The 25,817-nt window shown below is 39.0% G+C and carries 16 protein-coding genes and 1 rRNA gene; 1 reads left to right on the forward strand and 16 read right to left on the reverse strand.

Going from position 1 to position 25,817, the window contains the following annotated elements:
• The 15 genes from PV403_RS08845 to PV403_RS08915 all read right to left on the reverse strand — a co-directional run.
• A 16S ribosomal RNA gene (locus PV403_RS08845) occupies positions 1 to 67 on the reverse strand; the annotation flags it as partial.
• 428 nt (positions 68 to 495) lie between these two features.
• Positions 496 to 2,508, reverse strand: a complete 2,013-nt coding sequence (gene ligA, locus PV403_RS08850) for an NAD-dependent DNA ligase LigA (RefSeq protein WP_332084303.1) — start codon at positions 2,506 to 2,508, stop codon at positions 496 to 498.
• Positions 2,509 to 2,722: 214 nt separating this feature from the next.
• Positions 2,723 to 5,053 (reverse strand): DNA helicase PcrA, encoded by a 2,331-nt coding sequence (pcrA, locus tag PV403_RS08855; RefSeq protein ID WP_332084305.1) that lies wholly within the window; start codon positions 5,051 to 5,053, stop codon positions 2,723 to 2,725.
• A 316-nt stretch (positions 5,054 to 5,369) separates the two neighbouring features.
• Positions 5,370 to 6,062, reverse strand: coding sequence for a heptaprenylglyceryl phosphate synthase (locus tag PV403_RS08860; RefSeq protein WP_332084307.1), 693 nt, complete (start codon positions 6,060 to 6,062; stop codon positions 5,370 to 5,372).
• 393 nt (positions 6,063 to 6,455) lie between these two features.
• Positions 6,456 to 7,856: an undecaprenyl-phosphate glucose phosphotransferase gene (locus PV403_RS08865; RefSeq protein WP_332084308.1), complete on the reverse strand. Its 1,401-nt coding sequence runs from the start codon at positions 7,854 to 7,856 to the stop codon at positions 6,456 to 6,458.
• Positions 7,853 to 8,776 carry a glycosyltransferase family 2 protein gene (locus tag PV403_RS08870; protein ID WP_332084310.1) on the reverse strand — a complete coding sequence of 308 codons (924 nt, stop codon included), beginning with the start codon at positions 8,774 to 8,776 and terminating at the stop codon, positions 7,853 to 7,855. The genes PV403_RS08865 and PV403_RS08870 overlap by 4 nt, the downstream gene beginning before the upstream one ends.
• 157 nt (positions 8,777 to 8,933) lie before the next feature.
• Entirely contained in the window at positions 8,934 to 9,809 is an 876-nt protein-coding gene (gene rfbD, locus PV403_RS08875) for a dTDP-4-dehydrorhamnose reductase (protein ID WP_332084311.1), read from the reverse strand.
• Complete coding sequence (gene rfbB / locus PV403_RS08880) at positions 9,810 to 10,829, reverse strand: dTDP-glucose 4,6-dehydratase (protein WP_332084313.1); 1,020 nt, start codon at positions 10,827 to 10,829, stop codon at positions 9,810 to 9,812.
• Between the two features lie 9 nt (positions 10,830 to 10,838).
• On the reverse strand, positions 10,839 to 11,387 hold the full coding sequence (gene rfbC, locus PV403_RS08885) for a dTDP-4-dehydrorhamnose 3,5-epimerase (RefSeq protein WP_332084314.1): 549 nt from the start codon (positions 11,385 to 11,387) through the stop codon (positions 10,839 to 10,841).
• A gap of 15 nt (positions 11,388 to 11,402) precedes the next feature.
• Positions 11,403 to 12,146 carry a sugar phosphate nucleotidyltransferase gene (locus tag PV403_RS08890; protein ID WP_332084315.1) on the reverse strand — a complete coding sequence of 248 codons (744 nt, stop codon included), beginning with the start codon at positions 12,144 to 12,146 and terminating at the stop codon, positions 11,403 to 11,405.
• A gap of 16 nt (positions 12,147 to 12,162) precedes the next feature.
• Complete coding sequence (locus PV403_RS08895) at positions 12,163 to 13,995, reverse strand: LTA synthase family protein (protein ID WP_332084316.1); 1,833 nt, start codon at positions 13,993 to 13,995, stop codon at positions 12,163 to 12,165.
• A gap of 89 nt (positions 13,996 to 14,084) precedes the next feature.
• A complete protein-coding gene (locus PV403_RS08900) occupies positions 14,085 to 15,089 on the reverse strand; it encodes a mannose-1-phosphate guanylyltransferase/mannose-6-phosphate isomerase (protein ID WP_332084317.1) in 1,005 nt (334 codons plus the stop codon).
• 11 nt (positions 15,090 to 15,100) lie between these two features.
• On the reverse strand, positions 15,101 to 18,349 hold the full coding sequence (locus PV403_RS08905; RefSeq protein WP_332084318.1) for a glycosyltransferase: 3,249 nt from the start codon (positions 18,347 to 18,349) through the stop codon (positions 15,101 to 15,103).
• A 9-nt stretch (positions 18,350 to 18,358) separates the two neighbouring features.
• The gene (locus PV403_RS08910) at positions 18,359 to 19,636 is read right to left on the reverse strand and encodes an ABC transporter ATP-binding protein (protein ID WP_332084319.1); all 1,278 of its coding nucleotides are present in this window, start codon (positions 19,634 to 19,636) and stop codon (positions 18,359 to 18,361) included.
• Positions 19,637 to 19,648: 12 nt separating this feature from the next.
• A complete protein-coding gene (locus PV403_RS08915; RefSeq protein WP_332084320.1) occupies positions 19,649 to 20,431 on the reverse strand; it encodes an ABC transporter permease in 783 nt (260 codons plus the stop codon).
• Positions 20,432 to 20,564: 133 nt separating this feature from the next.
• Here PV403_RS08915 and PV403_RS08920 point away from each other — a divergent pair, with 133 nt between their 5' ends.
• Positions 20,565 to 23,033 (forward strand): O-antigen ligase family protein, encoded by a 2,469-nt coding sequence (locus tag PV403_RS08920; RefSeq protein WP_285744544.1) that lies wholly within the window; start codon positions 20,565 to 20,567, stop codon positions 23,031 to 23,033.
• Between the two features lie 148 nt (positions 23,034 to 23,181).
• On the opposite strand, the gene PV403_RS08925 is transcribed toward PV403_RS08920, so the two are convergent.
• The gene (locus tag PV403_RS08925; RefSeq protein ID WP_332084321.1) at positions 23,182 to 25,695 is read right to left on the reverse strand and encodes a U32 family peptidase; all 2,514 of its coding nucleotides are present in this window, start codon (positions 25,693 to 25,695) and stop codon (positions 23,182 to 23,184) included.
• Positions 25,696 to 25,817 lie beyond the last annotated feature (122 nt).

Here is a 25,817-nt window from a genome sequence, read left to right on the forward strand (position 1 = left end):
GCTCGACTTGCATGTATTAGGCACGCCGCCAGCGTTCGTCCTGAGCCAGGATCAAACTCTCCAATAAAGTTATTGAAAAGAGCGATAAGCTCATTTAGAAAATGCTGACGAGAACTTAAAGTTCTCTTTTAGTTTATCGTCCTTCTATTAAGAAAGACGTTCATCATCCATTTGTTCAGTTTTCAAAGAACTTGTTGTTCCAGTCATTTATTCGCAACTGGATATTCATGATAACATGTCGATCATTTCGTTGTCAACTACTTTTTTCGACATTTTGTTTTAACATGTTACTCAGTTAACTTCTCTACCTCGTAACAGTATCGCTCGGAGCGACAAGAAATAATATATCATGTTAAAATAATTTTGACAAGCTTTTTTCAAAAAAATTATAAAAGTTAAATTCCTACTTTAAAACTTACTTAATAGGTACTTATATATAACTAAAACAGGAGCCGTATCTAATAAAATACGACTCCTGTTCTTCTGTTACTTTACCTATAACTGAAGCAGTCTAATAAGCTCATCTTCATCTTCAATTGTATCAATCCCCAGCTGTTGAGCTTTAGCAAGCTTACTGCCTGCTTTTTCACCCGCAATTACGAGATCCGTTTTCTTAGATACACTTCCCGTTACTTTGGCCCCAAGTGCTTCAAGCCGTTCTGTAGCCTCATCACGTGTCAGTTTATGAAGCGTACCTGTGAGAACGACTGTTTTACCGCTGAAGAAAGAATCGGTGACAACTACTTGTGGTTCTTCCGGTGCTTTGGCTTCTACGCCAAGCGACAGCATTTTTTCTATACTAGCTCTAACGAAAGGATCCTGAAAGAAAGACACGATACTCTCTGCAACAATCTGCCCAACATCAGGGAGCTCTACTAGCTCGTCTACAGAAGCATCCATAATACGATGGAGATCACGGTAATGCTCTGCCAGCATTCTAGTTGTCGATTTTCCTGTGTTCGGTATTCCAAGTGCATAGAGGAAAGAAGCCAGATCTCTGCCCTTGCTGTCTTCAATGGCTTGAAGCAGGTTGTTTGCTTTTTTCTCCCCAAAGCGAGAAAGTCCAATGATATCCTCATAAGTGAGAGAGTATAGATCTGCCGGTTCTTTTAGTCCGACCTCGTCATATAGTTGAATTGCCGTTTTATCGCTAAATGTCTCAATGTCCATGGCATCCCGTGAAGCAAAATGAGAGATACGAGCGACAATCTGCGGCTTACAGTTCGATTTGTTATTACAAAATAGATGTGCCCCCCGCTCTTCAAGCGGATATCCGCAGGCTGGGCATTCTACCGGGTACACGATTTCTTCTCCGTCTGCTTCATCCGTAACTTTTCCAAGAATCTCAGGAATGACATCATTTGATCTGCGGATAAAGACACGGGTGCCGAGTGCATACTTCAAGTTCTTCCGCTCAATATCCCCCACATTGTTAAGTGTACAGTTCGAAACGGTTACCCCTGCTAGTTCAACAGGTTCAACGCGGGCAAGCGGAGTGACCTTTCCAGTTCGACCGACATTCCAGCTTACAGAGTTAAGCACTGTTGTAGTCTCTTCCGCCTCAAATTTATAGGCAACTGCCCATCTAGGGAACTTATCCGTATAACCTAAAACTTCCCGCATCCGCATATTCGTCAGCTTAATGACAGCTCCATCAATCAGATAATCCAGCTTATCTCTGTTTTCCTGAATTTCGGCCAGACGCTCCATGACATCATCAAATTCAGTGAAATAGCTGATATATGGATTCACTTTGAAATGATTATCTCTAAGAAATTGCATCATCTCTTCATGGCTGGAGAAACGGATCTCATCCGAGTATCCAACATTATAAAAGAAGGCGCTTAGTTTGCGTTCTGAAGTCACTTTAGGATTAAGATTGCGCAGGGCACCTGCTGCCGCATTTCGGGCATTTTTGAGCGGTTCAGCTGCTGTTTCGTTATATTTACTCAGCACTGATAAGTTCATAATACCTTCGCCTTGAACTTCTATTGTGCCGTCTGTATAAGGAATGGTTAGTGGAACAGATTTGATTGTCTTAACCTGCGCTAAGATTCCTTCTCCTGTCACACCATTACCACGCGTTGAAGCCTGAACTAACTTACCGTCCGTATAAGTAAGGTTAAGCGTAAGTCCATCAAATTTAAGTTCGATCGCATATTCTGGAGTCGGAAGCGGATTGTCTGGATTCTTTGTATTATAGTCCTGCACCAGACGCTGTACTCTTCCGTTCCAGCTTCGCAGCTGTTCTATATTTTGGGCTTTATCCAAACTCCACAAAGGAGATAGGTGCTTATGAGGTTTAAATCCTTTGAGGATCTCCCCGCCCACACGCTGAGTCGGCGAATCAGGGAGGATGATTCCCCCTTCTTGTTCGAGAGTAACAAGCTCATCATACAGCACATCATATTCTTTATCGCTGATTAGCGGATTGTCGAGCGTATAGTAGTGATAGTTATAGTGATTCAGCTCTTTTACGAGCTCTTCTAATCGATGCATCGGATCCATGCAGGGCAATCCCTCCGTGAATTAATATGTAAGACCGCCAGCAAAAATGAAACGGAACAAGGTTTATAACATGTTAATGTTGAACCTATCCTTTTCACTCATGCCGGCTGTGGCCTTGATCAAAATAAAAGCGTGTATATTTATGTTTACCTTAACTGTATTTCATGATTTGAACACCATCGTACTGTAGATACTTTGAAATCTTTTTCTAACATTAAGACTCCACTTTCGTAATAGGTGCAAATCCTGCAAGCAAACGTTTGAGTCCAACAGGTGCAGGGAATGCAATCTGAAGCTCCGTGTCATTGCCTGTACCTTTAATAGAAACAATCGTTCCTGTCCCCCACTTACCATGCTGCACCTTATCGCCTGCCGCAAAATCCTTGGATGCTCCTGCAGCAGATGTCTGAGAACCTCCTGAACCCGTTGTAACTGTTACACGTGAAGTTGCAGAAGCGGTTGATCCTCCAAGACTAAGGTCCTTACGTGCTCCGCCCCCAAAGTTACTTCCTGTTCCTGTGCTGCTAAACCCTCTGCCGCTGTAGGAACCACCTGTATTGTTCCCAGTTCCGCGGCGATAGCGGTCACGTGCAATCTTGGTATCCTCTTTGAGTTCTTCCGGAATTTCATCAAGGAAGCGGGAAGGCGGGTTAGCTGTCGTACGACCAAATAAAGTACGCATCCGAGCACAGCTCAAGAATAACTGCTGCTCTGCGCGTGTAATCCCTACATAAGCCAAACGACGTTCTTCCTCTAGTTCCTCTTCGTCCATAAAGGCTCTGCTATGCGGGAATACCCCTTCTTCCATACCGATGACAAATACAACGGGGAATTCAAGACCTTTCGCACTGTGCATTGTCATCAGAACAACCGCATCCGCCTGTTCCTCTTCATCATCGTTCATGCTGTCAATATCCGCAATGAGAGCAAGGTCTGTCAGGAAAGAGACAAGGGACTTGTCCTCATTATTTTTCTCAAATTCCATCGTTACAGACAGGAACTCATCAATATTTTCGAGACGTGCTTTGGATTCAAGTGTATTCTCGTTCTGGAACTCAAGGCGATACTGGCTCATCTCGAGAATTTTCTCTGTAAGTTCGGTAACCGAAAGATACTCAACCATCTGGTGCAAGGCAGCAATCATATCATAGAATTCTACTAATGCATTACGTGTACGGCCTGCAAAGCCAAGATCGTCAACAATCTCAAGCACACGGAAAATGGAAATCCCCCGTTCTCCTGCTGCAGCAGCAAGCTTCGCTACCGTCGTATCACCAATTCCCCTCTTCGGTACATTAATAATCCGCGTCAAGCTGATATCATCGTCCGGGTTAGAGAGAAGTTTGAGGTACGCAAGAATGTCCTTAATTTCTTTTCGATCATAGAACTTAATCCCGCCGACAATTTGGTATGGAATATCGGACTTAATGAGAATTTCCTCTATTACCCGGGACTGAGCATTGGTACGATATAAAATAGCATGAGCTTGATAGGATTTCCCATTCTTCACATTTTTACTGATTTCCGAAGCTACAAAATAACCTTCATCATGTTCGGAATCCGCACGGTAGACTTTAATCTTCTCGCCGCCTGTTTTGTCCGTCCAAAGTTTCTTCGGTTTACGGCCAGTATTCAGATTAATCACCGCATTTGCTGCATCTAGGATATTGGAAGTGGAACGGTAGTTCTGCTCCAGCATGATGGTGCTAGCTTCTGGATAATCTTTTTCAAAGTTAAGAATGTTCGTGATATCTGCACCGCGCCAGCGGTAAATCGACTGGTCACTATCCCCTACGACGCAAATCCGGTGATGCTTGTCAGCGAGCATACGGGTGAGCATATACTGCGCACGGTTTGTATCCTGATACTCGTCCACGTGGATGTACTGGAATTTTTTCTGGTAAAAGTCGAGAACCTCTGGTACTTCTTTAAAAAGCTGAATCGTGGTCATGATCAAATCGTCAAAATCAAGCGAATTGTTTGCTCTAAGACGTTGTTGGTACTTGGTGTATACTTTCGCCACAATTCCTTCAAAATAATCGCCTATCTGTGCTTCATATTGTGCCGGTGTGATTAGTTCATTCTTCGCGGCGCTCATTGCAGCCTGAACAGCTTTGGGTTCAAATTTCTTAGTATCAATATTCAGGTCTTTCATACAGTTACGAATGACTGACAATTGATCCGATGAATCCAAAATGCTGAAATTTGAGGTAAAACCGATGCGATCAATATCTTTGCGCAAAATTCGTACACACATAGAGTGGAATGTAGAAACCCAGATATCCCGACCTTGAGAGCCGCCAACGAGCTTCGACACACGATCCTGCATTTCACGTGCTGCTTTATTTGTAAACGTAATAGCTAGAATGCTCCAAGGTGCTGCCTTCTTGGTGGCTACAAGATAAGCAATCCGGTGAGTAAGCACTCGGGTCTTCCCACTTCCTGCTCCAGCCATAATCAGCAGCGGTCCTTCGGTAGTCACTACAGCTTCTCGCTGCGGGGGGTTAAGGCGCGAGATCGCGTCTTGTATGTCAATGGATTGCATAAATGCAAGCCCCTTTCTTCTATTAATATGGTGTTGATATAAGGAAGAACATGCTAGTCAAAAGAAATGACCCACCGACGTTCATGGTTATGCACCGGCTGCTATAAAACAGCCGTGAAATCAGTGAAGTCAAATGGGCAAGATGGACTGGCCTAAAGACCAAATTTGTTTAATTCGAGAAGATGATAGATAAAGATATCATCTTAAGATCTATTTTGGCAGATAAAAAATCAGTTCCTGAGGTATTCATTGTACCCTTAGCTCGTATTCAGACTCAACTTGTAAAGTCTAGACAAATATACTCATTATTCCGGCTCTACTCAGACTTTACGGCTGATACGGTAGAGAGCGCAGCCTTCAGATCACTGTATAAAATATTGCCAACGACAATCGTATCTGAAACCCGGGCAGCTTCCCTCGCTGTCTCCGCATTACAAATTCCGCCGCCATAAAATAACTGTGCACTAGATATCGCTTGGTGGGCTTCTTTCACGGTAGTCATATCACCAAATGTACCGCTGTACTCTACATAAACAATAGGAAGATTCATCAGTTTGTCCGCAACCTGCGCATAGGCCGTAACACTGCTCTCATCGAGATCCGTATGTGCTTCAGTCAGTTTCGCTACAGTGGAGTCGGGATTCAGCACAATGTATCCTTCCGGAACCAACAGTTCCCAGGGAATCATATAGCCGTACTCTTCAATCGCTGCCTGATGAAGTCCCGTGATCCAGCGTGAATGATCTGTATTCAGCACCATGGGGATCATATAAAGGTCGAAGCCTGGCACCACCGCGGATAAATCTGACACCTCTTGCACACAAGGAAGCTCATACCGGCGTACACGGGATAGTAAATCGACTGTGTTCTCATAGGTAATACCAGAGGAACCTCCGATCATAATCGCATCCGTTCCAGACATACATACGGCTTCGAGCGTATTATCTGTCATCTCCCGGTCCGGGTCCAGCTTGAAAATATGCTTCCAATCCTTGATCATTTCCTTCAACAGTTCATTCCTCCATGCTGCATGTTTATACTTAAGATTAGGTGAGTAAATCTAAGATTTATATCATACGAAAAACCTCTACTGCTAAGTCTAAGTCAGGGGGAAGTGAGTGTCAATTTATGTTCGCATTTTAGGGGAACAAAGTTAATTGTTGGAGTTATTGAAGTAATGTGATACAGATTGAATTTTAAATCAATAGTCATATAGAGAACCTTGATTAGAATAATTAGAATACTAGCGTAGAACAGCAATTAACATAAGAAAACCCGCCTGAAAGAAACTAGGTACGGATGAAAAATGTACAAAGTAATCTACAAGCGGGCTTATGTCTTCTCCCTTTAACATTCTCTGATAAGCTGCAGTAGATAGGCACGAGGGAAGACATTCTATCAATTAATAAGCATTTTTGAAACCATTACGTATCGTTTTAAAAATTATTTTAATATCGAATAATAAAGACCAATTCTCAATATAGAAAATATCTTGCTCGATGCGGTCTTCGATCGAAGTATCTCCTCGAAGTCCTTGGCTTTGAGCAAGCCCTGTAATCCCCGGTCTGACGTGGTGCTTGATCATGTACTTTGGAACCTCTTCTTTAAATTGATTTACAAAGTGCGGACGCTCGGGGCGCGGTCCAACCACACTCATGTGACCAAACAGTACATTAAAAAATTGCGGCAATTCATCAAGACTTGTTGCTCTAAGAAAAGAGCCAAACTTTGTTCGTCTTGGATCGTTTTTTGTTGTCCATCCATTGTCTACCGTACCTTCCGGCAATATTTTCATTGAACGGAATTTGTACATATAGAAAGTGCGCCTGTTCAGTCCCACTCGTTCTTGTTTGAAAATGACTGGACCTGGAGAGGTTAACCTCACTCCTACCATGATACATAACATGAGCGGTGAAGTGATGAAAATAGCTGCTAATGAAAAAGAAATATCGAACATTCGCTTGGCAAGGCGATTAACAGAAAGATCAAGCGGAATATCCCTTACATTGATAAGCGGCATCCCTGCAAAGTAATCAAACATTGGTCTTGCTGGTAAATAGTCAAAGAAGTCGGGGATAATCAGCGTACGTACTCCGGCTTTTTCACATGTGTTAATAATCTGAGGATACTTGTCATGGGCATCTAGCGGAAGTGCAAGAACGACCTCATCGATCATTTGTTTTGCAAGGATCGTTTCCAGCTCATTCATAACGCCCATAATCGGTTTATACTGCTTCGCTTCCTCAGCATCCCATTTACGGTAATCATCTAGAAAACCGATTACTTCATATCCCATATCGGCATGCTGCTGTAAATTGTTATAGAATCTCTTACCTAATGAACCCGCCCCAAGAACAAGAACAAACTGACGGTTATAACCTTTTTCTCGTAAAGATTTTAGTAACCTTTTTAGCGCATACCGATAGGTTACTGTGAAAATGATATTTCCCGCCATATAAATGGCTAAGTAAGAACGAGAAATATTAACTTCTTTGAAAAAGAACATTAAGCTTAAAAGTATAAACATACTTACGATGTGGATCTCAATGATTTTCCAAAAGTCATCCGCAAACCGTTTCTTACGCTTCGGTGTATATACGGAGAAAAGGAAACCAGTTAAAATAGCGACCAAACCGTAAACAAGACTCCATAATGTATAAGTCTCTAAAGGAAGCGGGTTCTCATAAGGAATCCAACCACTCTCGAATTTTAGCCACCAAGCGAGTAAAAACGATAATTGGATGATCAGAAAATCAACACATACATAAAGCTGTGTCAGGATTTGCTGATTTCTGCGAATCATGATTTCACCTCGCTTGAAGAATCTTTTATTTGGTTCGTACTAGGGTGTGAGGCGGCTCGTTTAGCTGGGAGCATGTTTTTTATCAGAGATAGGGTTAACTTGAGACCAATTCCCGTGTATACAGCTGCATTTGTAAAAAAGTTGTATTGCTTATGGTAGTGCTTGCGATGAAAGACCCACATCGCTCGGTGAAATTCATAAATAATTTTGCGTGGTCTGCGTTTAGCGCTTCCGCCTTTGTAGTGAACAATATATGTATAAGGGTAATAGTAAATGCCCCATCCTGCTTGCTTGATTCGGTAACACCAGTCAATGTCTTCGCCGTACATAAAGAACGTCTCGTCCAGTCCACCAATCTCCTGAATCACCTCAGATCTGAGCAGCAAAAATGCTCCTACTAGACAATCAACAGGATACGATTCATCGGGATCGAGGTGTCCCAGTTGGTATTGGTTAAATCTTGGATTTTTCGGGAAAAGCTTTGAAATACCAAACGCATAATAGAACGATGCCGAAGGTGTTGGAAAACCTCTCTTGCAAGCCTTATCTAAGGAACCGTCCGGTAAAATGACTTTGCAGCCAGATGCACCTGTCTCAGGATGCTCATCCATATATCGGAGCATCGTTTGAAAAGTATCTGGCTGTACAATGGTATCCGAATTAAGGAGCAGAATGTAACGACCGAATGCGATCTGCATTCCTTGATTATTCGCTTTTGCGAACCCTGTGTTGGTGAGATTGCGTATGATTTTCACATTAGGAAACTGCTGTTCCACGGCTTCTACGGTTGCATCGGATGAATGATTATCTACCATAATAATTTCATAGCTATAGATGGTACTAGAAGCATAGACGGATGCGATACAATCTAGTGTCAGCTGCTTCGTATTATAATTGACGATGATAATGCTGAGATCCATATGAAAACTCCTGACAGAATATACTAATCTATTCGACAATTATAGCATAATCTGATTGATAATCCCCAAAATATCCTGACTTTTACTCTCTAGAACATTAATAGCTTTTTCATCATTCTACTTCATAAAGTAAAAGACGAAAAAGCTATATCTTCCTTTAAAGATTTTCAGTTTGTTTTAAACTGTACAAAAAGCTACGCATTCCCTCTCTCCATGATCTTAAATCTGACAACCCGTTTGTTTGAATAGAAATATGCTTCATTACTGAATTTCTAGGGCGCGGTGCTGGTCTAGGGAATCGCGAAGTATCACATGGTTCTAAAGAAGCTGTAACCTGAATACCTAAGATGTCTATCGCATCCTCTAAAATTGCTTTTGTGAATTCATACCATGTACATTCCCCACTGTTTGAAGCATGATAAATACCGTATTTTTCTGTTTTGATCAACTCAAACAGAAAATATGCTAGATCGACTGTATACGTTGGAGAGCCTTTCTGATCATTTACAACTTGTAAAAGCTCTTTTTCTTGACTTAACCTGAGCATTGTCTTCACAAAATTATTACCGTGCATGCCGTATACCCAAGAAGTACGGACGATAAAATAGCGGGTAGACAATGTCTGAGTTAAGATCTCTCCCGCTCTTTTGGACTTACCATAAATACTCTGCGGGTCCGTATTATCATATTCATGATAAGGTTCCTGAGACTGCCCATTAAAAACATAATCGGTACTAATATAAACTAATTTACATTGAACTCTTTCAGCTGCCACCGCTAGATTACGACTGCCTGTTGCATTGACTTTATAAGCACCTTCTACATCACTCTCAGCGGCATCTACTGCTGTATAAGCAGCTGAATGAATAATTACATCAGGCATAAATTCAGAAACAACCGCCTGACACTGTTCTTCATCTGTAATATCCAAGATGTTTCGATCACAAGCAAGAACTTTACAGTCCTTATTTTGCAGCAATAAAACGATGTCTTTTCCTAGCTGACCTGCTGCGCCGGTAACGAGTACTCTCATTTAATCGTCCCCCAGACGGCTCCCATATTGTTGGGTGTAGTATTCTTGGTAAGCGCCGGACTGAATTCGTGTCCACCAGTCCTTATTTGTTAAATACCACTGGATTGTTTCTTTAATTCCAGTTTCAAACGAGTGTTTTGGTTTCCATCCGAGTTCCTGCATCGTCTTGGTCGGGTCTATTCCATACCTGCGATCATGTCCCGGTCGATCCTGCACATACGTAATCAGTGACTTTGGTTTACCAAGTTCAGCGAGAATGGTCTCAACAATGTGTACATTGGTCCGTTCATTATTGCCTCCAATGTTATATACTTCTCCATTTCGCCCTTGATGAATAACCAGGTCTATTGCACTGCAATGGTCCTCTACATAAAGCCAGTCTCTGACGTTTAGTCCATCTCCATACACAGGAAGAGCTTTATCAGATAAGGCGTGAGAGATCATAAGAGGAATTAGTTTCTCTGGGAACTGGTAAGGACCATAGTTATTAGAGCATCTCGTAATGTTTACGGATAGACCAAAAGTCTCGTGATACGCTCTTACAAGCAAATCTCCACCTGCTTTACTCGCAGAATAAGGACTGTTTGGGGCAAGAGGTGTCTCTTCCGTAAATAATCCTGTTGCTCCAAGGGAACCATATACCTCATCTGTAGAAACCTGTACAAACTTGCCAACGTTATATTTCTTCGCTGCATCTAGTAATACCTGCGTTCCTAGCACGTTTGTTTTAACGAATACGTCGGGTTCCAGGATACTACGATCTACGTGTGATTCTGCTGCGAAATTCACAACCACATCTATATCTTGTTGCATCAGTTGTTCTATCGCTTGTGCATCTGTAATATCTACCTTAACGAAGGTGTGTTTAGGGTTGTGTTCAATGGATTTTAAGTTCTCGAGATTTCCTGCGTAAGTGAGTGCATCGACGTTGATAATTTCATAGTCAGGATGCTGTTGCAGCATGAAGAGAACAAAGTTGCTTCCGATGAATCCGGCTCCCCCGGTGACGAGTAATTTCATATTGGCCTCCTACTCAAAGTTATACTCAGCATTAGCTAATATTGGGTGTTTTTGATCTTTATCTGAAAGAATAGGCTGACTTGTTGGCCAATCAATATTCAGTGCAGGGTCATTCCACAGTATCCCTCTGTCGTTTTCCGGTGAATAATATTCATCTACTTTATAGAGAACTTCTGTATTGGGAACTAGAGTACAGAATCCGTGTGCGAAGCCCTTAGGGACAAGCAGCTGACGTTTGTTATGCTCACTAAGAATGACTCCTACCCACTGTCCGAAAGTGGATGAGTTAGTGCGAATATCTAAGATCACATCATAAATAGCACCCGATATGACACGCACGAGTTTAGTTTGCGCTTTTGGATTTAATTGATAGTGTAATCCACGTATAACTCCCGGCTCTGCAGAGAGCGATTGGTTATCTTGGATAAATTTATAATTAATTCCGCTCTGCTGAAAAATATCTTCATTGTAGCTCTCCATAAAAAAACCTCGGTTGTCCCCATGGACTATGGGTTCAATGATATTTGCACCTTCAAGTTGTAAAGAACTAACCTTCAATGTTAATCCTCCTTTCTATAACTTTAATTTTCCGAATTCTTCACTAAAAACAAGATCTTTCGCCAAGTCGTTAGCTTTTGCTAGTGAGGCATGCGTTCCCGCATCTGTCCACCAGCCTTTGAGTATATCGAACGATAATTCACCTAACTCAATATATGCATTGTTAACGTCTGTGATTTCCAATTCGCCTCGTGCAGAAGGTTTTAACGTTTTCACTATATTAAACACACGATGATCGAACATATAAATGCCTGTTACTGCATAATTACTCTTCGGATTTTTCGGTTTTTCTTCTATGGATATAATGCGATTATTTTCGAGTTCAGCAACACCAAATCGTTGCGGATCAGATACTTCTTGAAGTAGTATTCTGGCTCCAAACTTTTGTTCACGAAAATTATCAACGTATAATCTAATATCATCTTCGAACACGTTGTCACCTAGAATAACAACCATCTGGTCTTCTCCTACGAAATGCTCAGCTAGATCTAGCGCTTGTGCAATACCCCCAGCTTCGTCTTGTACTTTATATGTAAATGAGACATCCATCTCACGACCACTGCCTAAAAGACTTACTACGTCACCCATGTGTTCTTTACCTGTTACGATAAGAATATCTGTAATATCTGATTCTTTAAGTTTGTTAATGCTATAAAAAATCATTGGATACTTACCTACAGGCAATAAATGTTTATTAGTTACTTTAGTTAAAGGATAAAGTCTTGATCCTGTACCTCCAGCTAATATGATGCCTTTCAATGCGAACCCTCCAATATCAATTAAATAAATAATTTTTGCTATACTCTTTTCCAAATAATAAGTCATATTGTATTAATTTATAGTCTTCTTCTGTGATACTATCTATCTCTCGCTTGTTCTCTCCTTCAGCATTAATGTTGATGGTTTTAGAAATTGCAGAGTACTTATTATTTATACTAGATAGGAATTCATAATACTTAGGCTTTTCTAACCCAGTTAGTTCGTATATATAAGGCAATAAAAAAGTGGGGCTAATACCGTTTATATTAATATCTTGATTAACTTCGAGTCCAAAATTTCTCCATATTAGTAGAGGGGTGCTTTTATGCAACCTCTCATTTTCCAAAGAGTCCTCAGCACCAAAATCGAGCTGATTATAAACGTTTGCACCTAAATTCGGTAAATGATCACCGAAATATACCACTAGAGAAGGTTCCTCCAAATTATCCAATAAATATTTAAGTGAATCCTCTGCTTCTTTTATACCTTGAGAATAAATCTCGAGTGCTTCTTTTGCATCTACCCCAATTTCACCCTGAACATTAAAACTAGAATCATATTTTGCATCATAGTTATATGGTGAATGATTTTGCATAGTTATTGCATAGACAAAAGCCGGTTCTTTGCTTTCTTCTATCTCATTAAGTATTTTCCTTGAAACGTCTTTATCAGAAATATATAGTCCTCTTCGTTCAGGCTCTTTGAAATCACCTTCAGAAATAAATTTGTCAAACTGAAAATGACTATAAACATTTTTTCTATTCCAAAACCATTCAACATATGAATGTATTGCTAAAGTTTTATAACCATACTTTTTCAAGTTTGATGGTAAAGAGGGGAAATCTCTATTTATATACTGTTGATAAGGCATAGAACCTTCTGGAAGGTATTTCATTGATAATCCAGTTAAAGCTTCAAATTCTACGTTTGATGTACCACCTCCGAATTGGGGTGAAATAAGCCAACCGGAAAAGTAATTCGTTTTTGAAGAAACAGAGTGAATAAAAGGCAGAGGATCTTGAGAAAATTTTATGTTTTTTATAATAGTTGGATCCCAGAAAGCTTCGTTCATAACATAAATTATATTAGGAGTTATTTTTTCATTATCTATATTGGCATTTTCACTCTGTTGTGGGTTTATCTTATCTACAATACTTAATATTTTTTCTCTATTATAATTCTCTGGTGCCAAAACGATTGAATTAGGTACATTTAAAGTAAAACTCAAAAGAACTCCATTTTTTTCGTAATTTGAAGATTGATCCCAAACCATATTTTCTATTCCTAGATCACTTAAAAGATTTTTCGAAAAATTAAATTTAGTATTAAAGCTTATTGTAAGAATTACAAAACTAGATATGATAATGGTAATTGCTCTAAATATCATTGATAATCTAATCTTCGGAACTAGTTTTATTATAAAAAAGACTGCTAAAAAAAAGATAACCATCATGAAAAATAATAAGGTAACATTAATCTCCTTTATCATGGCTGGGAGCAAATTAGTTAATTGCTTAGCAAATAATAAATCCCAAGGAAAAAAAGGCTCGTTTAGAAACTCTAATTTGTAAAAGTGTATTGAAGTAAAGATTAAAATAAATGGAACATATATTACTATCCCAATTTTGAAAGATGAGATTGATATAATAAATAAGAACAAAGATAAGTGAATTACATAGTTCATAGCTAGTGAAGTTTTGTTTTCAGTCATCCAAGAGAAAAATTCAGCTAGAGTTCCTTTAACTGACCATTCCATTAATAAAAGCGACAAGAACGGAATGATTAACATCACTATAAAAATTATAGCCTTTCCTTTGTTAATTGATCTTATTTTATTGGTGTTAGACATTTGTGTAAACTCCTCTACGATGTTGTATTACCAAAATTTTTTAACGTAGTAAGTAAACAAAATATTATCATTTACTTACAAAAGGATCTTTACATTTTCTCTACAATTTCTTTCACTTTTTGTGATGTTCCCTTTTTAGCAATAAGAAGAGCATCAGAAGTATCGACGATAATTAGATCGTTGATATTAACAGTAGCTATTGTCCTTGATTCAGATAGAATCAAGTTTCCATACGAGTTCAGACCAACATGTTTATCTGATATCGTATTGAGATGCTCGTCCTTAGGCAGTTCTTCATACAGCGCTTCAAAACTGCCTAAGTCAGACCAACCTATATCAGAAGGTACCATCTTCACATTATAGCTATTTTCCATAACTGCATAGTCAATACTATTAGAAGGAATAAGCTCCATGAATTCTCTATTGATCCTTATTGTTTCATGATGCTGATGAGATTCTTCAAAAGCTTTTACCGAACTATTATAGATATCTGCTGCGTGTAGTTTTAATTCGCTGAGGAAGACCCCTGCTTTAAACATAAACATCCCACTGTTCCAATAATAGTTACCTCTACTTAAATACGTTTCCGCAGTACTCTTATCTGGTTTTTCTTTAAAAGAGATAACATCGTTTCCATTAGCCTCAATATATCCATACCCTGTTTCAGGATAATGAGGAGTTATACCAAATGTAACTAGATCACCCTTCTGCGCTAGCGATTTAGCTCTAAGTACACATTTTGAATATTCTATTTCATTTTTAACAATATGGTCAGAAGGTGTTATTAAGACTAATTCATTCTCATCGATTGAAAGACACGCAAGTGCTATAGCAGGTGCAGTATTTCTACCAATAGGCTCTAATATAAATTTTTCTACAGTTACATTGATTTCTCTCATGTGATCTAAAGCCAGAAAATAATGATCCTCGTTTGAGACAACTAAAGTCTTATCACAATGACTTTGGTTTCGTTGTATTGTCTTTTGAAATAATGAGTAATTCGAAGTAATTTTTGTAAATTGCTTCGGGTATGACGCTCGTGACAAGGGCCATAATCTTGTACCATTTCCTCCACATAAAACTACATTTATCATATATTTATCTCCTATTTTCCCATATCAAGTTCAAGAACCCCTTGAGCCGCCTTCACCGTAAAATATTTCTTAATGTATTCTCCCGAGGAAACAGAGTAGGCTCTCCAACTTGACTCATTATTATAAATATCAACAACTGCCTTTCTGAAATCTTCGGAAGATTCAGCGATCGCCATTGTCTCCTTATAATCAAAGAGTCCTTCAGCTCCGATTAAAGTTGTAACCACAGGAACTTGATAATTTAATGCTTCAACTACTTTACCTTTCACCCCTGCACCAAAACGAAGGGGCACTATAACTACGCGACACAACTCGTAGTATCTTTCTAGCTCTTCATCGGAAATATAACCGGTCACAAGTATACTCTCTGAGCTTCTCTGTTTTATATCATCAGGAGGGTTTGAGCCGACAATATGGAGTCTAATATCCGGAATATTTTCTTTTATTTGAGGGAATATCTCATCTATAAACCAGTTGACCGCATCATAGTTTGGCTTATGATTAAACCCTCCTACAAAGAGAAGATCCTTCCTATCTTTATATTCTGGTATCGAGTGACTTTCTCCATACAATTCTTCATACGGATATAGTGGTATATTTCTAATTGTTTTCTCAGGAAATTGTCTTGCTAAAACTTCTTGTTCATAAGAACCAACAACATGTATAACATCTGCTAATTTAAATAATTTGAACTCCATTTCTTTCCATTCCTCTGAAGACCTTAGAAGAGCTGGATTTTGCGTTAATTCATAATTTCTTAGCTCTCGAAGGTAATGAAGGTCATGTCCAAAGTAGATAACTTTGGCTTTAGTATATTTCTTAAATATCTCCATGTATTTAATAGAAATATGAGGACGATTTAAATAAACATAATCAAAATACTTTCCATTTTCTTTAATCCATTGGTTGATATTTTTTGCGTAGAGGTCACCATATATAACCTCTACTCCGAGTTGTTGAAGTGTACAAGTGTACGGCTCATGCCGATAAAAGTTGTCCCCTATAAAAATGACATTATATCCCATCGATACCATTAATTTAATGTAGAAATAAGTACATCTGCCTCCAGCATCTTTATCATAGTGAGGTACATAGTGATCTACCATAACGACAGTTTTCTTGTATCTACTTCGATCTCTGGCCCAAAACACGTGCTCAGAGTTAGAGAAGTTTTCTTGTGTCAGAGTGTTTTTCCATTTGTCCAGGAACTTCTTTTTGTTTTCCACTTGGTACATTTTCACTCCACTATTTGTGTCCGTTCCATGAGAAACACCTTCAAAATGAACGATCACAGATTGTGGTTGAAATATCACTCTATATCCTAATCTCCTTATCTCAAATGCCAAATCTGTATCTTCAAAATAAGCAGGTACATATCGTTCATCAAAACCACCTAGCTGTTCCCATAGGTTCCTCCGAATTAGAATCGCAGCTCCAGAAATATAATCGACTTCTTTCACATAATTAAATTCAGATTGATCAGGATCACCCAATCGTCCATAATTCCAACCACTCGCATCATTCCAAATAATTCCCCCAGCTTCTTGCTGGCGTCCGTCTGGATAAACTAACTTTGATCCCACCATACCAACTGTTTCATCTGTTTCAATTATTCTAAGAAGAGAGTCAAGCCAACCAACTTGTACATTAGTATCATTATTAAGAAAGAAAATGTATTTCCCTTTAGCATGTTTAGCAGCATTATTACAATTCAATAAAAAACCTCTGTTTTCCCCGTCTCGTACTACCCTAATATTAGATATATAATTGTTTACCTTCGTTGTTTCATCCGTCGACATATCATCAGCTATAATTATTTCAAATGGAATATTCTCTGTATTCTCTTTTATGGAAGCTAAACAGGAATAGGTATAATCCCATTGGTTATACACTGGAATAATTATGCTTACTAACGGGTCTTCGGAACTTTCGAATTCTATATGATTAAACTCTTTGTTTTTATACAGTTTCAACTCGGTAGCTTCACCTTCAGAGTGTCTTTCCATATAATTATTAATTCTGTTCTCCAACTGTTTTGAATCTTCTGATTTCATGTAATATTCAAGTTTTTTCACGTTCTCTTTATTTAACTTACTAAACATTAATTTTGGATTTCTTACTGTGTTTGCCAACAATTTAAATAAAACTTTACGTTTACTATTTTCTGGAATTAATTTATCTCTAAAACTATAATAAACTCTTAATAACTTCCATCCCTCTGAATTATAAATTTGATTTAGTCTTCTTTCTTGCTCTAGGAGAAGTTGAACATGTCCATTCAGATTTTGAATTTCCTTTGTATAGGAAAAAATCAAATTTTTGTTTTCATTGATTTCATGCTCACTCTCTTTATTAAATCTTAAGGATTTCTCCTTTTCAGCCTCTAACTTTTGTTTATATAATTTCACCTCGTGTTCTGATTTATCCAAAGATGCTCCCAATCTTTCTAGCTCGGAGTATTTATACCGAAGAAATTTCAACTCCTTATCAAGAACTTTAATATGTTCATTTCTTTCTTGTATCTCATCTTGTAATTTATTGATCCTATCATTCATGAATGTATATTTTCCTGTGTTTGTTTTTATTGAGAAAAGTGTTGGTATACTCGTCTGATCCGTATCAGAGCAAACAGCAATCATATATTTTTCTTGGAGAATATCATTTCCTAAATTCAAATTTATATAGTTATCCTGTGAAACAGAATCAATTATTGAAGCTACTTCAAATCTCTGTGAGTAAACTATCGTATTAATAAAATGTCTATCTAGTAAATTCACGAACTGTTCTTTGTATAACTCATTTTTGTGAAATGGATTAATATAATTATATAGATCACTGTAATAAAGCTTGTTAGGTGTTGAAATAACTAAAATCCCCTCGTCTTTTAACACCCTTTTTATTTCTTTTATAAAGATCTGTTGGGTATCCGCGTCTACATGCTCTAATGTTTCAAACGAGACAACCACATCCATTGATTTATCTTCAAAAGGAAGGTTTTCAATAGAAGATGTAATAAACTTAACCTTCTCATTCCCATACTTATCTACAGCATGCTTTATTGATTTATTATCAATATCAACTCCGACTACAGTTGTTGCTGTCGAGGATAACATATGCGTACCATAACCTTCGCCACAAGCTGCATCTAACACTATCTTATCTTTTACAAGTTCTAAAACAGCTTGATATCTTTGAGTATGTTCTAGTTCGAGTTCTCTATCATCAAAACCTGGTATAAACCTCTCTCCTGTAAATTCCACAATTCTCCCCTACTTTCTATCTAAGGCTGAAAATGTTACGCCCTCGAGACAAATAACACCGCTTAATGTTTCATAACTTTTAGGAAGTACCTCCACTATTAAAGCATCATGCACCCAACTGTGTTGTTTATGATCTTCTTGTGATCCAGAAGCTATTGCCGGTGATATTGTATATTGACCATGATTAAGGCTTGGAAAATCAAATTCGAAACCAAATACATAACCTGATCCTATCTGAATAGTGTCTAATTGCTCACCCAACACAAAACTATTAGTCTGAGTAATAATAGTCCCTAATCTATCTTTAATTGTAAACCCAATTATTGGACTGTTTATTGATTGAAACACATTAAGACGAATTAACACTCTGATCTTATCCCCAGCCTCAACAATGCTTACCTTTCTATTAAATAAAACATCTATGATGGACATTCCTGTTATTAAGGCTGAATCATCTCCCATAATATCTAATTCGGTAGATAGCTCATCAATATCATTTCCATAATTCATATCATTTTCTTTACTGAGAGACTCGTTATAATCATAACTTTTAAAATTAGCACCTATCATAAATGCTTGATATCTCTTGGAAATTTCTTTTGGTGTACCTTCACCGACCAGTCTACCTTCATTAATCCAAATAACTCTGTCGCAATATTTATTAATTACAGACATATCATGAGATACAACAATGATTGTTTTGCTTTTTTTTAATTCATCAATCTTCCGATAACATTTTTGTTGAAATCTTAAATCACCCACACTCAGTGCTTCATCTACTATTAAAATATCCGGTTCTACATTTATTGCTACTGAAAAAGCAAGTCTTACAAACATGCCACTTGAATATGTTTTAACAGGTTGGTGTATAAAATCACCAATGTCCGCAAATTCTAATATTTCTTCTAATCGGGATTCCATCTCTTTATGAGAAAATCCCATAATTGTCCCATTCAAATATATATTCTCTAAGCCAGTTAGATCCGGATTGAATCCTGCACCTAATTCTAGTAAAGCAGATATTTTTCCGTTTATTAGGATATGTCCAGAAGTTGGCGTTAATACACCAGTTATAATTTTTAATAAGGTTGATTTTCCAGATCCATTTTTACCAACGATACCAATGCATTCGTTCTTGCTGACAGAAAATGAGACTCCATTTAACGCATTGAACGAATCATGCAACTTTTTTCTAGTTATCGCTTCCTTAAGACGATCTGTAGGCTTTTTATATAACTTATATTCTTTTGAGATCTGGTCTGCTATTACAGCTAACTTATGATCCATATCAACTACTCCTTATAATACATCCGCGAAATGTGGCTTCAGCTTCTTAAATATTAAATATCCAATAAAACAAGTGAGTAAAGTAACAACCCAAAAGTATATCGTTAACGTCGGTTCCTCCCAGAACCATTGCTTGTATATGAACGCGTTTCTATAACCATTTGTGATATAAAACATTGGGTTCAACTTAAATAGGAAATGTAAGTTTTCCGGAATCATGTCTAAAGAATAAAAAATAGGTGTTAGCCAGAAACCAAATTGCATGAACATAGAGACTATTTGAGATACATCTTTAAGAAACAAAACAAGTGCACTGGTAATCCAAGATATCCCAATTATTAAAACGATACTAGCAAAAAGATAATATATAAACTGTAGATGATATAGACTAAAATCAAAGCCATAAAATGAAAACATAACAAACAGAAAAATTATAAAAAACAAATGAACAAATAAAGCCGAAGCTATCTTCACTAGAGGAAGAATTTCTAGCTTAAATACTATTTTTTTAACTATAAAACTATTTTCTATGATCGAATTAGTAGATGACTGTACACCATCAGAGAAGAAATTCCACGGTATTATTGCACACGAAAGCCATAATATAAAAGGCACGTCACTTACAGGTGTACTCCGAAAACCCACTTGAAAAACAAACCAAAAAAGTAAAAGTGAAATTAATGGTTGAATGAATGCCCATATAATCCCTAAATAAGAACCCAAGTATCTTTTTTTGATATCATTCTTAGTTAGGTCAACAAACAGGCTGTATTTATGTTTGAATTCTATCAGCATAATCTTCCTCAAATCTCTTATATAATATATGAATCTCTGAAGAGTAAGTTTGCAATAACCAAAGTACAAGTTTCAACTGACTGGGTGATATGCTAAAATAATGTCGTATCTACTAGAAAAGGAGAATTCTACCTTGTCAAATCCAGTATACGGCAATACTACTAAAACAAAAGGTAGTATTAAGCCGAAGAATCAACGATCTATGCTTGAATGGCTCCTTGTTGGAGGCCTTGTTTTGTTCCTGATCTGGGCACCGTTCCAGATTGCTTTGTTTAACGGTCAGATGTTGAATTTCGAAAAGCCTCTCTATTGGGCTGTCCTTATCTCCACCCTGCTCATGTTCCTATGGATCGCAAACTATTACAAAGTGATTAAGCTAGAAACGCAGAGAGATTGGCTTCTTGTAGCTGTCTTACTGTTACCTCTGACTTATGTACTTTCTCTTATCTCAGCAGCATCCGAATATCTAGCAATGAATATGATACTTATCCAGTGCATTTATACGGTGATTTTTGCCATTGCAGTGGTTATTCTCCAAAACAAACAAATTAATCATATCATACATTTGGCAATTTTGGGGATTTCGTATGTTATTGTCGGATTTGGTCTAATGAACTGGCTGGGTGCATCCCATTTAGCCGCAAATTTAGTCGGATGGTTTACGGGTGCTGTCCAGAATGGAATATATGTAGATGCTGTTATGGTCGATTCCAACGGACCGCGGCTTACATCGGTATTTCAATACGCAAATACATATGCAGCTTTCCTTATGGCTCTGCTATTTGCATCCATCTTTAGTTTGGTGAAATCAAAGAAATGGATTGGCCAGTTAACTCACAGCTTCATGCTTGTGTCCATTATTATCTCGTTACTACTTACGTTATCGAGAACAGGACTTGTCTTGTTGCCAGTTGTTTTTGTAGTACTTTTGCTCTTCTTAAAACCAGCAAAACAAATTTTATGGATTATATATTGCCTTATAGCTGGAGGGGCTACGATTGCCGTACTTAATCCAATTACGACAGCGGGTCTGAAGCTACACGAAGAATATTCTACCTCCGTTGCTTTAGACGGTTGGATGCGCCTTTTAGTTGCATCTATTATTACAGCGGTCCTTGCGTGGGTTATCCAAAAGTATCTGGCACCTCGCCTGACGAATGGTGTGCAGTACTGGGCAAACCGAAAATATTCAAATTTATGGATTCCGGTAGGTTCTTCTGTAATTGCAGGAGTTGTTGGAGGTTTACTTTTAGGAACTGGAATGAAGAGTATTTTGCCGCAAAGTATTCAGATTAGACTTGAGAACATTAACTTTAACCAGCATAGTGTGCTTGAACGTTTTACTTTTTATAAAGATGCGATGAAACTACTCGGTGATTATCCGATCATTGGTGCGGGCGGGGGAGCTTGGGCTACGCTGTATGAAACATATCAGAATAACCCATACACGAGCCGTCAGGCTCATAACTTTTTCATGCAATATCTTGTGGAAGTCGGTATTATAGGTTTCATCATTTTTATGAGCTTTATGATTTTCATTATTTATAAGTATGTCAAAGGATATATCCGGTCCTCGGAAGAGAATAGAGAGTCACATTTCCTATATTTCATTATTACTTTCTCTATTCTTACTCACAGTATTTTGGACTTTAATATGAGTTATGTATTTATGGGAATCCTCGTATTCCTAGGTTTAGGCGGAATGGCTACGGTTATGGATAATAAACCGGTGAAAAAACTCCGTTTTACAGGTGGTGGATCGCGGTATATGTACCTTGGTGTTGTAGGGGTCTTGTCTATCATCGTAATGTTTACCTCGGTACGTTACTTGCAGTCTAGCTATGCTGCATTAGAAGCACAACAAGTTGCACAAAACAGCCAATCTTTCGAAGAAATTAAATCAGCTTTGGATAAAGATTTATCTATACGTAAAACACATCCTGATTCATTGCAACTTATGGCCGAAATTTATCAGCAAGTCTATATTCAAACTCAAGACGAACAATTTTACAATGAGGGCATAGCTTGGCTGGAACGCGGAATTGCTGCAGAGCCTTATAACAAAAATATGTTGAAGCAACAGATTTCCCTTTATCAGGCTAATGGAGAAAATGAGAAAGCTTTTGCCATTCAAAACGAAAAAGCCAAAAATTTCAACTGGGATATCACCTGGTATGAAACACTGATTAGCCAAGCTCACGATTTTGGATATCAGGCACTCGGGAATCAAGATAATGAGAAAAAGGAAAAGTATTTCAAAGCAGGGCTAGATGCATACGAACATGTGAAACAAGGAATTGAACATTTAAAAACATTGCCTGAAGGACAGTTACAAGGTAGAGCATTTGAAATCACGCCTTCCATCGCCCTAAGTGCAGGTAAAATTGAATTTATGCAGAATCAGCCTGCTGAAGCTGCATCAACACTGAAACAAGGACTCAAAGAAGATATGAGCGACCCAACCAATCAAGAAGTTGCTAGATGGTATCTCGCTTCCTTACAAAAAGCAGGGCAGACAGACGAAGAGATAATGAATCAACTCATTGCTGTTCAGCCCGAAGCAAAACAACAAGTGGATCAATTGGCTAATGTCAATTTCTAAGGAAAATAATTTTATCCTTATATCATCAAAAAGGACGATCTCAGTCAGTAAATGACTATAGATCGTCCTTTTTTAGTTTCTGTAGCAGACGGAGACTTCTCCTCACTTACATGAGAGTCCTCACCTCTGTTTATTAGAGATAACTTATTTATTTCACCAACTGACCGCGAGTTACACCCAGCTGATTCGTTGCTTTAAGTGTCTTCCATACCTGTGTACCGCTGATCTCTCCACACAGGGCACGGTTATATAGATCAATGACTTCGCGTACTTGCTCTGGAGTTTCTTCCAGGAACTCGACACGGTAACGGGATACGCCCAGATCCATGAAGTTGGTCAGGTATTCAGCACCGGACTGTTCAATTGCATTATACACCGTGTTACGGCAGCCTTCATCAACACGAACCGGATGGGACATGCCGATACGGTCTTGCAATGACACACTGTGATCTTCACAAGGACGACCGCAGTTTGTATAGTCTGTTCCTTCACTAAGGAATGTGCAATATACACAATGTTCCGTGTGGAACATTGGCAAATGCTGATGAATAACGACTTCCATTTTATCTGTCTGCGAACGTTCAAGCAGATCGACCATTTGCTGAATATTCAGGTCATAAGATGGTGTAACATAATCGCATCCTGACTCTACGAATAGCTCAACTGCTTTGTGGTTGGCAATGTTCAAAGAGAAATCACCAATCAGTTCCGGATGCTCTGCATCTGGATTCTCCATCCGATGACGAAGGTAGAAGTATAGCGCACCTGTATTACGAACCAGCACAGCATCAGGCTTCAGACGCAGGATATTGTTATGGTACCCATTCTCGCCTGGCATATGAATACGCGGTGTAGCGAGTGCAATTTTTTTACCAGCTGCGTGAACCATCTCAACTGCTGCAGGGAATTGCTTGATGAACTCGAAATCGGCATAAATCATGCCAACGCCTGCTTCAATCGCTGCTTCCACTTGTGGAAGACTGCGGCAAAGTGCGGTAAGTTCCGCCTCGCCACGTTTTACAGGTGCTGCAGGAGTAGCCGCATCGCCATACACTTCCACTTCCCGTTTCACGTAGACAGGAGGTTTCGGACGTTCGCCAACGAGTAAATCCACCGCACGGCGGCGAATACTGTTTAGCTCACGCATGGGTACGATAACGTCTCCGTGAAGCTCTACATCAAGTTTCTCCAGTTGGTACACGGTACCGCCAAGACGTCCAAATTGCTCTTCGAGCAATTCACGGTTCATCGGGCGCTTCTTAGCAATCTCCAGTTCGAGTTCGGAGTTCACATGAACGGTTGTACCTTTCTGCACATCGGTCCAAGTCGTCTCAAGCAAACCACCTGGGCGTCCGACAACACTGACATGTACAGGGAAGACCCGATATGGTTTTTCCGTCTCATAGCTTTGACGCAGACGCTTGTCCAGCGCTGGATCGTTGGTTTTCCAGATCCGATCCCCTTCATGCAAACGACGCAAATCTACATCACTGCGGCCAGGTACGATATCAATAATCCAACCTTCGCCAGCTTCGCCTTCAATCTTCACACCTTGTCTACGGATATCGTATACACGTCCGCCTTCTTCACGTTGTGTTGGATCTCCTGCATCAAATACAATTCCGTCTCCACGTTTCAGCGGAGCTTCAATCTTACATACAACACCATCACGCAAAATCTTCTCTACACGCCCAAGATATACACCGCGGCTTTTTGGGAAGGTACCATCAACCAATTTCTTATTGTTCGTTCCTTCCAGGAAACCATGGGTAAATCCACGAGAGAAACTTTGCTGAAGTTCACGAATTTCTTCTTTACTTACGGGATTCTCAATTCCGTCAAAATATCCATCAATCGCTTTACGGTATTTGCTGACTACGTTTGCCACATATTCAGGCGTCTTGAGTCGTCCTTCGATTTTGAAAGAAGTTACTCCTGCTTCAATCAGTTCAGGCATAATATCAATCGCAGCAAGATCCTTAGGAGATAGCAGATAAGCTACGTCGCCCATCGGTTTTTGCTCTCCATCTACCATCAGATCATAAGGAAGACGGCAAGCCTGGGCACATTCCCCACGGTTGGCGGAACGTCCGCCCCACATCTCAGAAGTCAAACATTGACCTGAGTAGGAGACACAGAGCGCACCATGCACGAATACTTCCATCGGCAAACGCGCTTGCTCCCCAATTTTTTGAATTTGCTTGAGGTTATTTTCCCGTCCAAGTACGACACGTTCTATATCAAAAGGTTTCGTGAATTCAACCGCTTCAGGCGAGGTAATGGTCATCTGTGTTGACCCATGAATCGGGAAGTCCGGAGAAATCTCACGGATCAATTTTACAAGACCGAGATCCTGAACGATAACCGCATCTACCCCTGCATCTACACAAGCGTCCACGAGTTCCTTCGCATCACGAAGTTCATTCTCAAATACCAATATATTAAATGTCAAAAATCCTTTTACGCCGTAGCTGTGCAAATACGCCATAATTTCAGGCAGCTCTTCCATACGGAAGTTATTCGCTCTTGCCCGGGCATTAAATTTCTCAACACCAAAAAATATCGCATCCGCACCATTCGCAACCGCGGAACGCATACAATCCCAATCACCGGCAGGAGCAAGCAGCTCCACATCTTCTCTTCTTAATGCTTTAATATCCATATATCCTCCTAAACCCGTATAAGCCACGGGTTGCAATATAAAACCGAAACCTTGTATTCGTCCTTACTCCATACGATTAGTGTAGCCAATCTATGAAACAACTATAATAGTGTATCAAATCC

The sequence above is a fragment of the Paenibacillus sp. GYB006 genome, from assembly GCF_036577645.1.
Taxonomy (GTDB): Bacteria; Bacillota; Bacilli; order Paenibacillales; family Paenibacillaceae; genus Paenibacillus.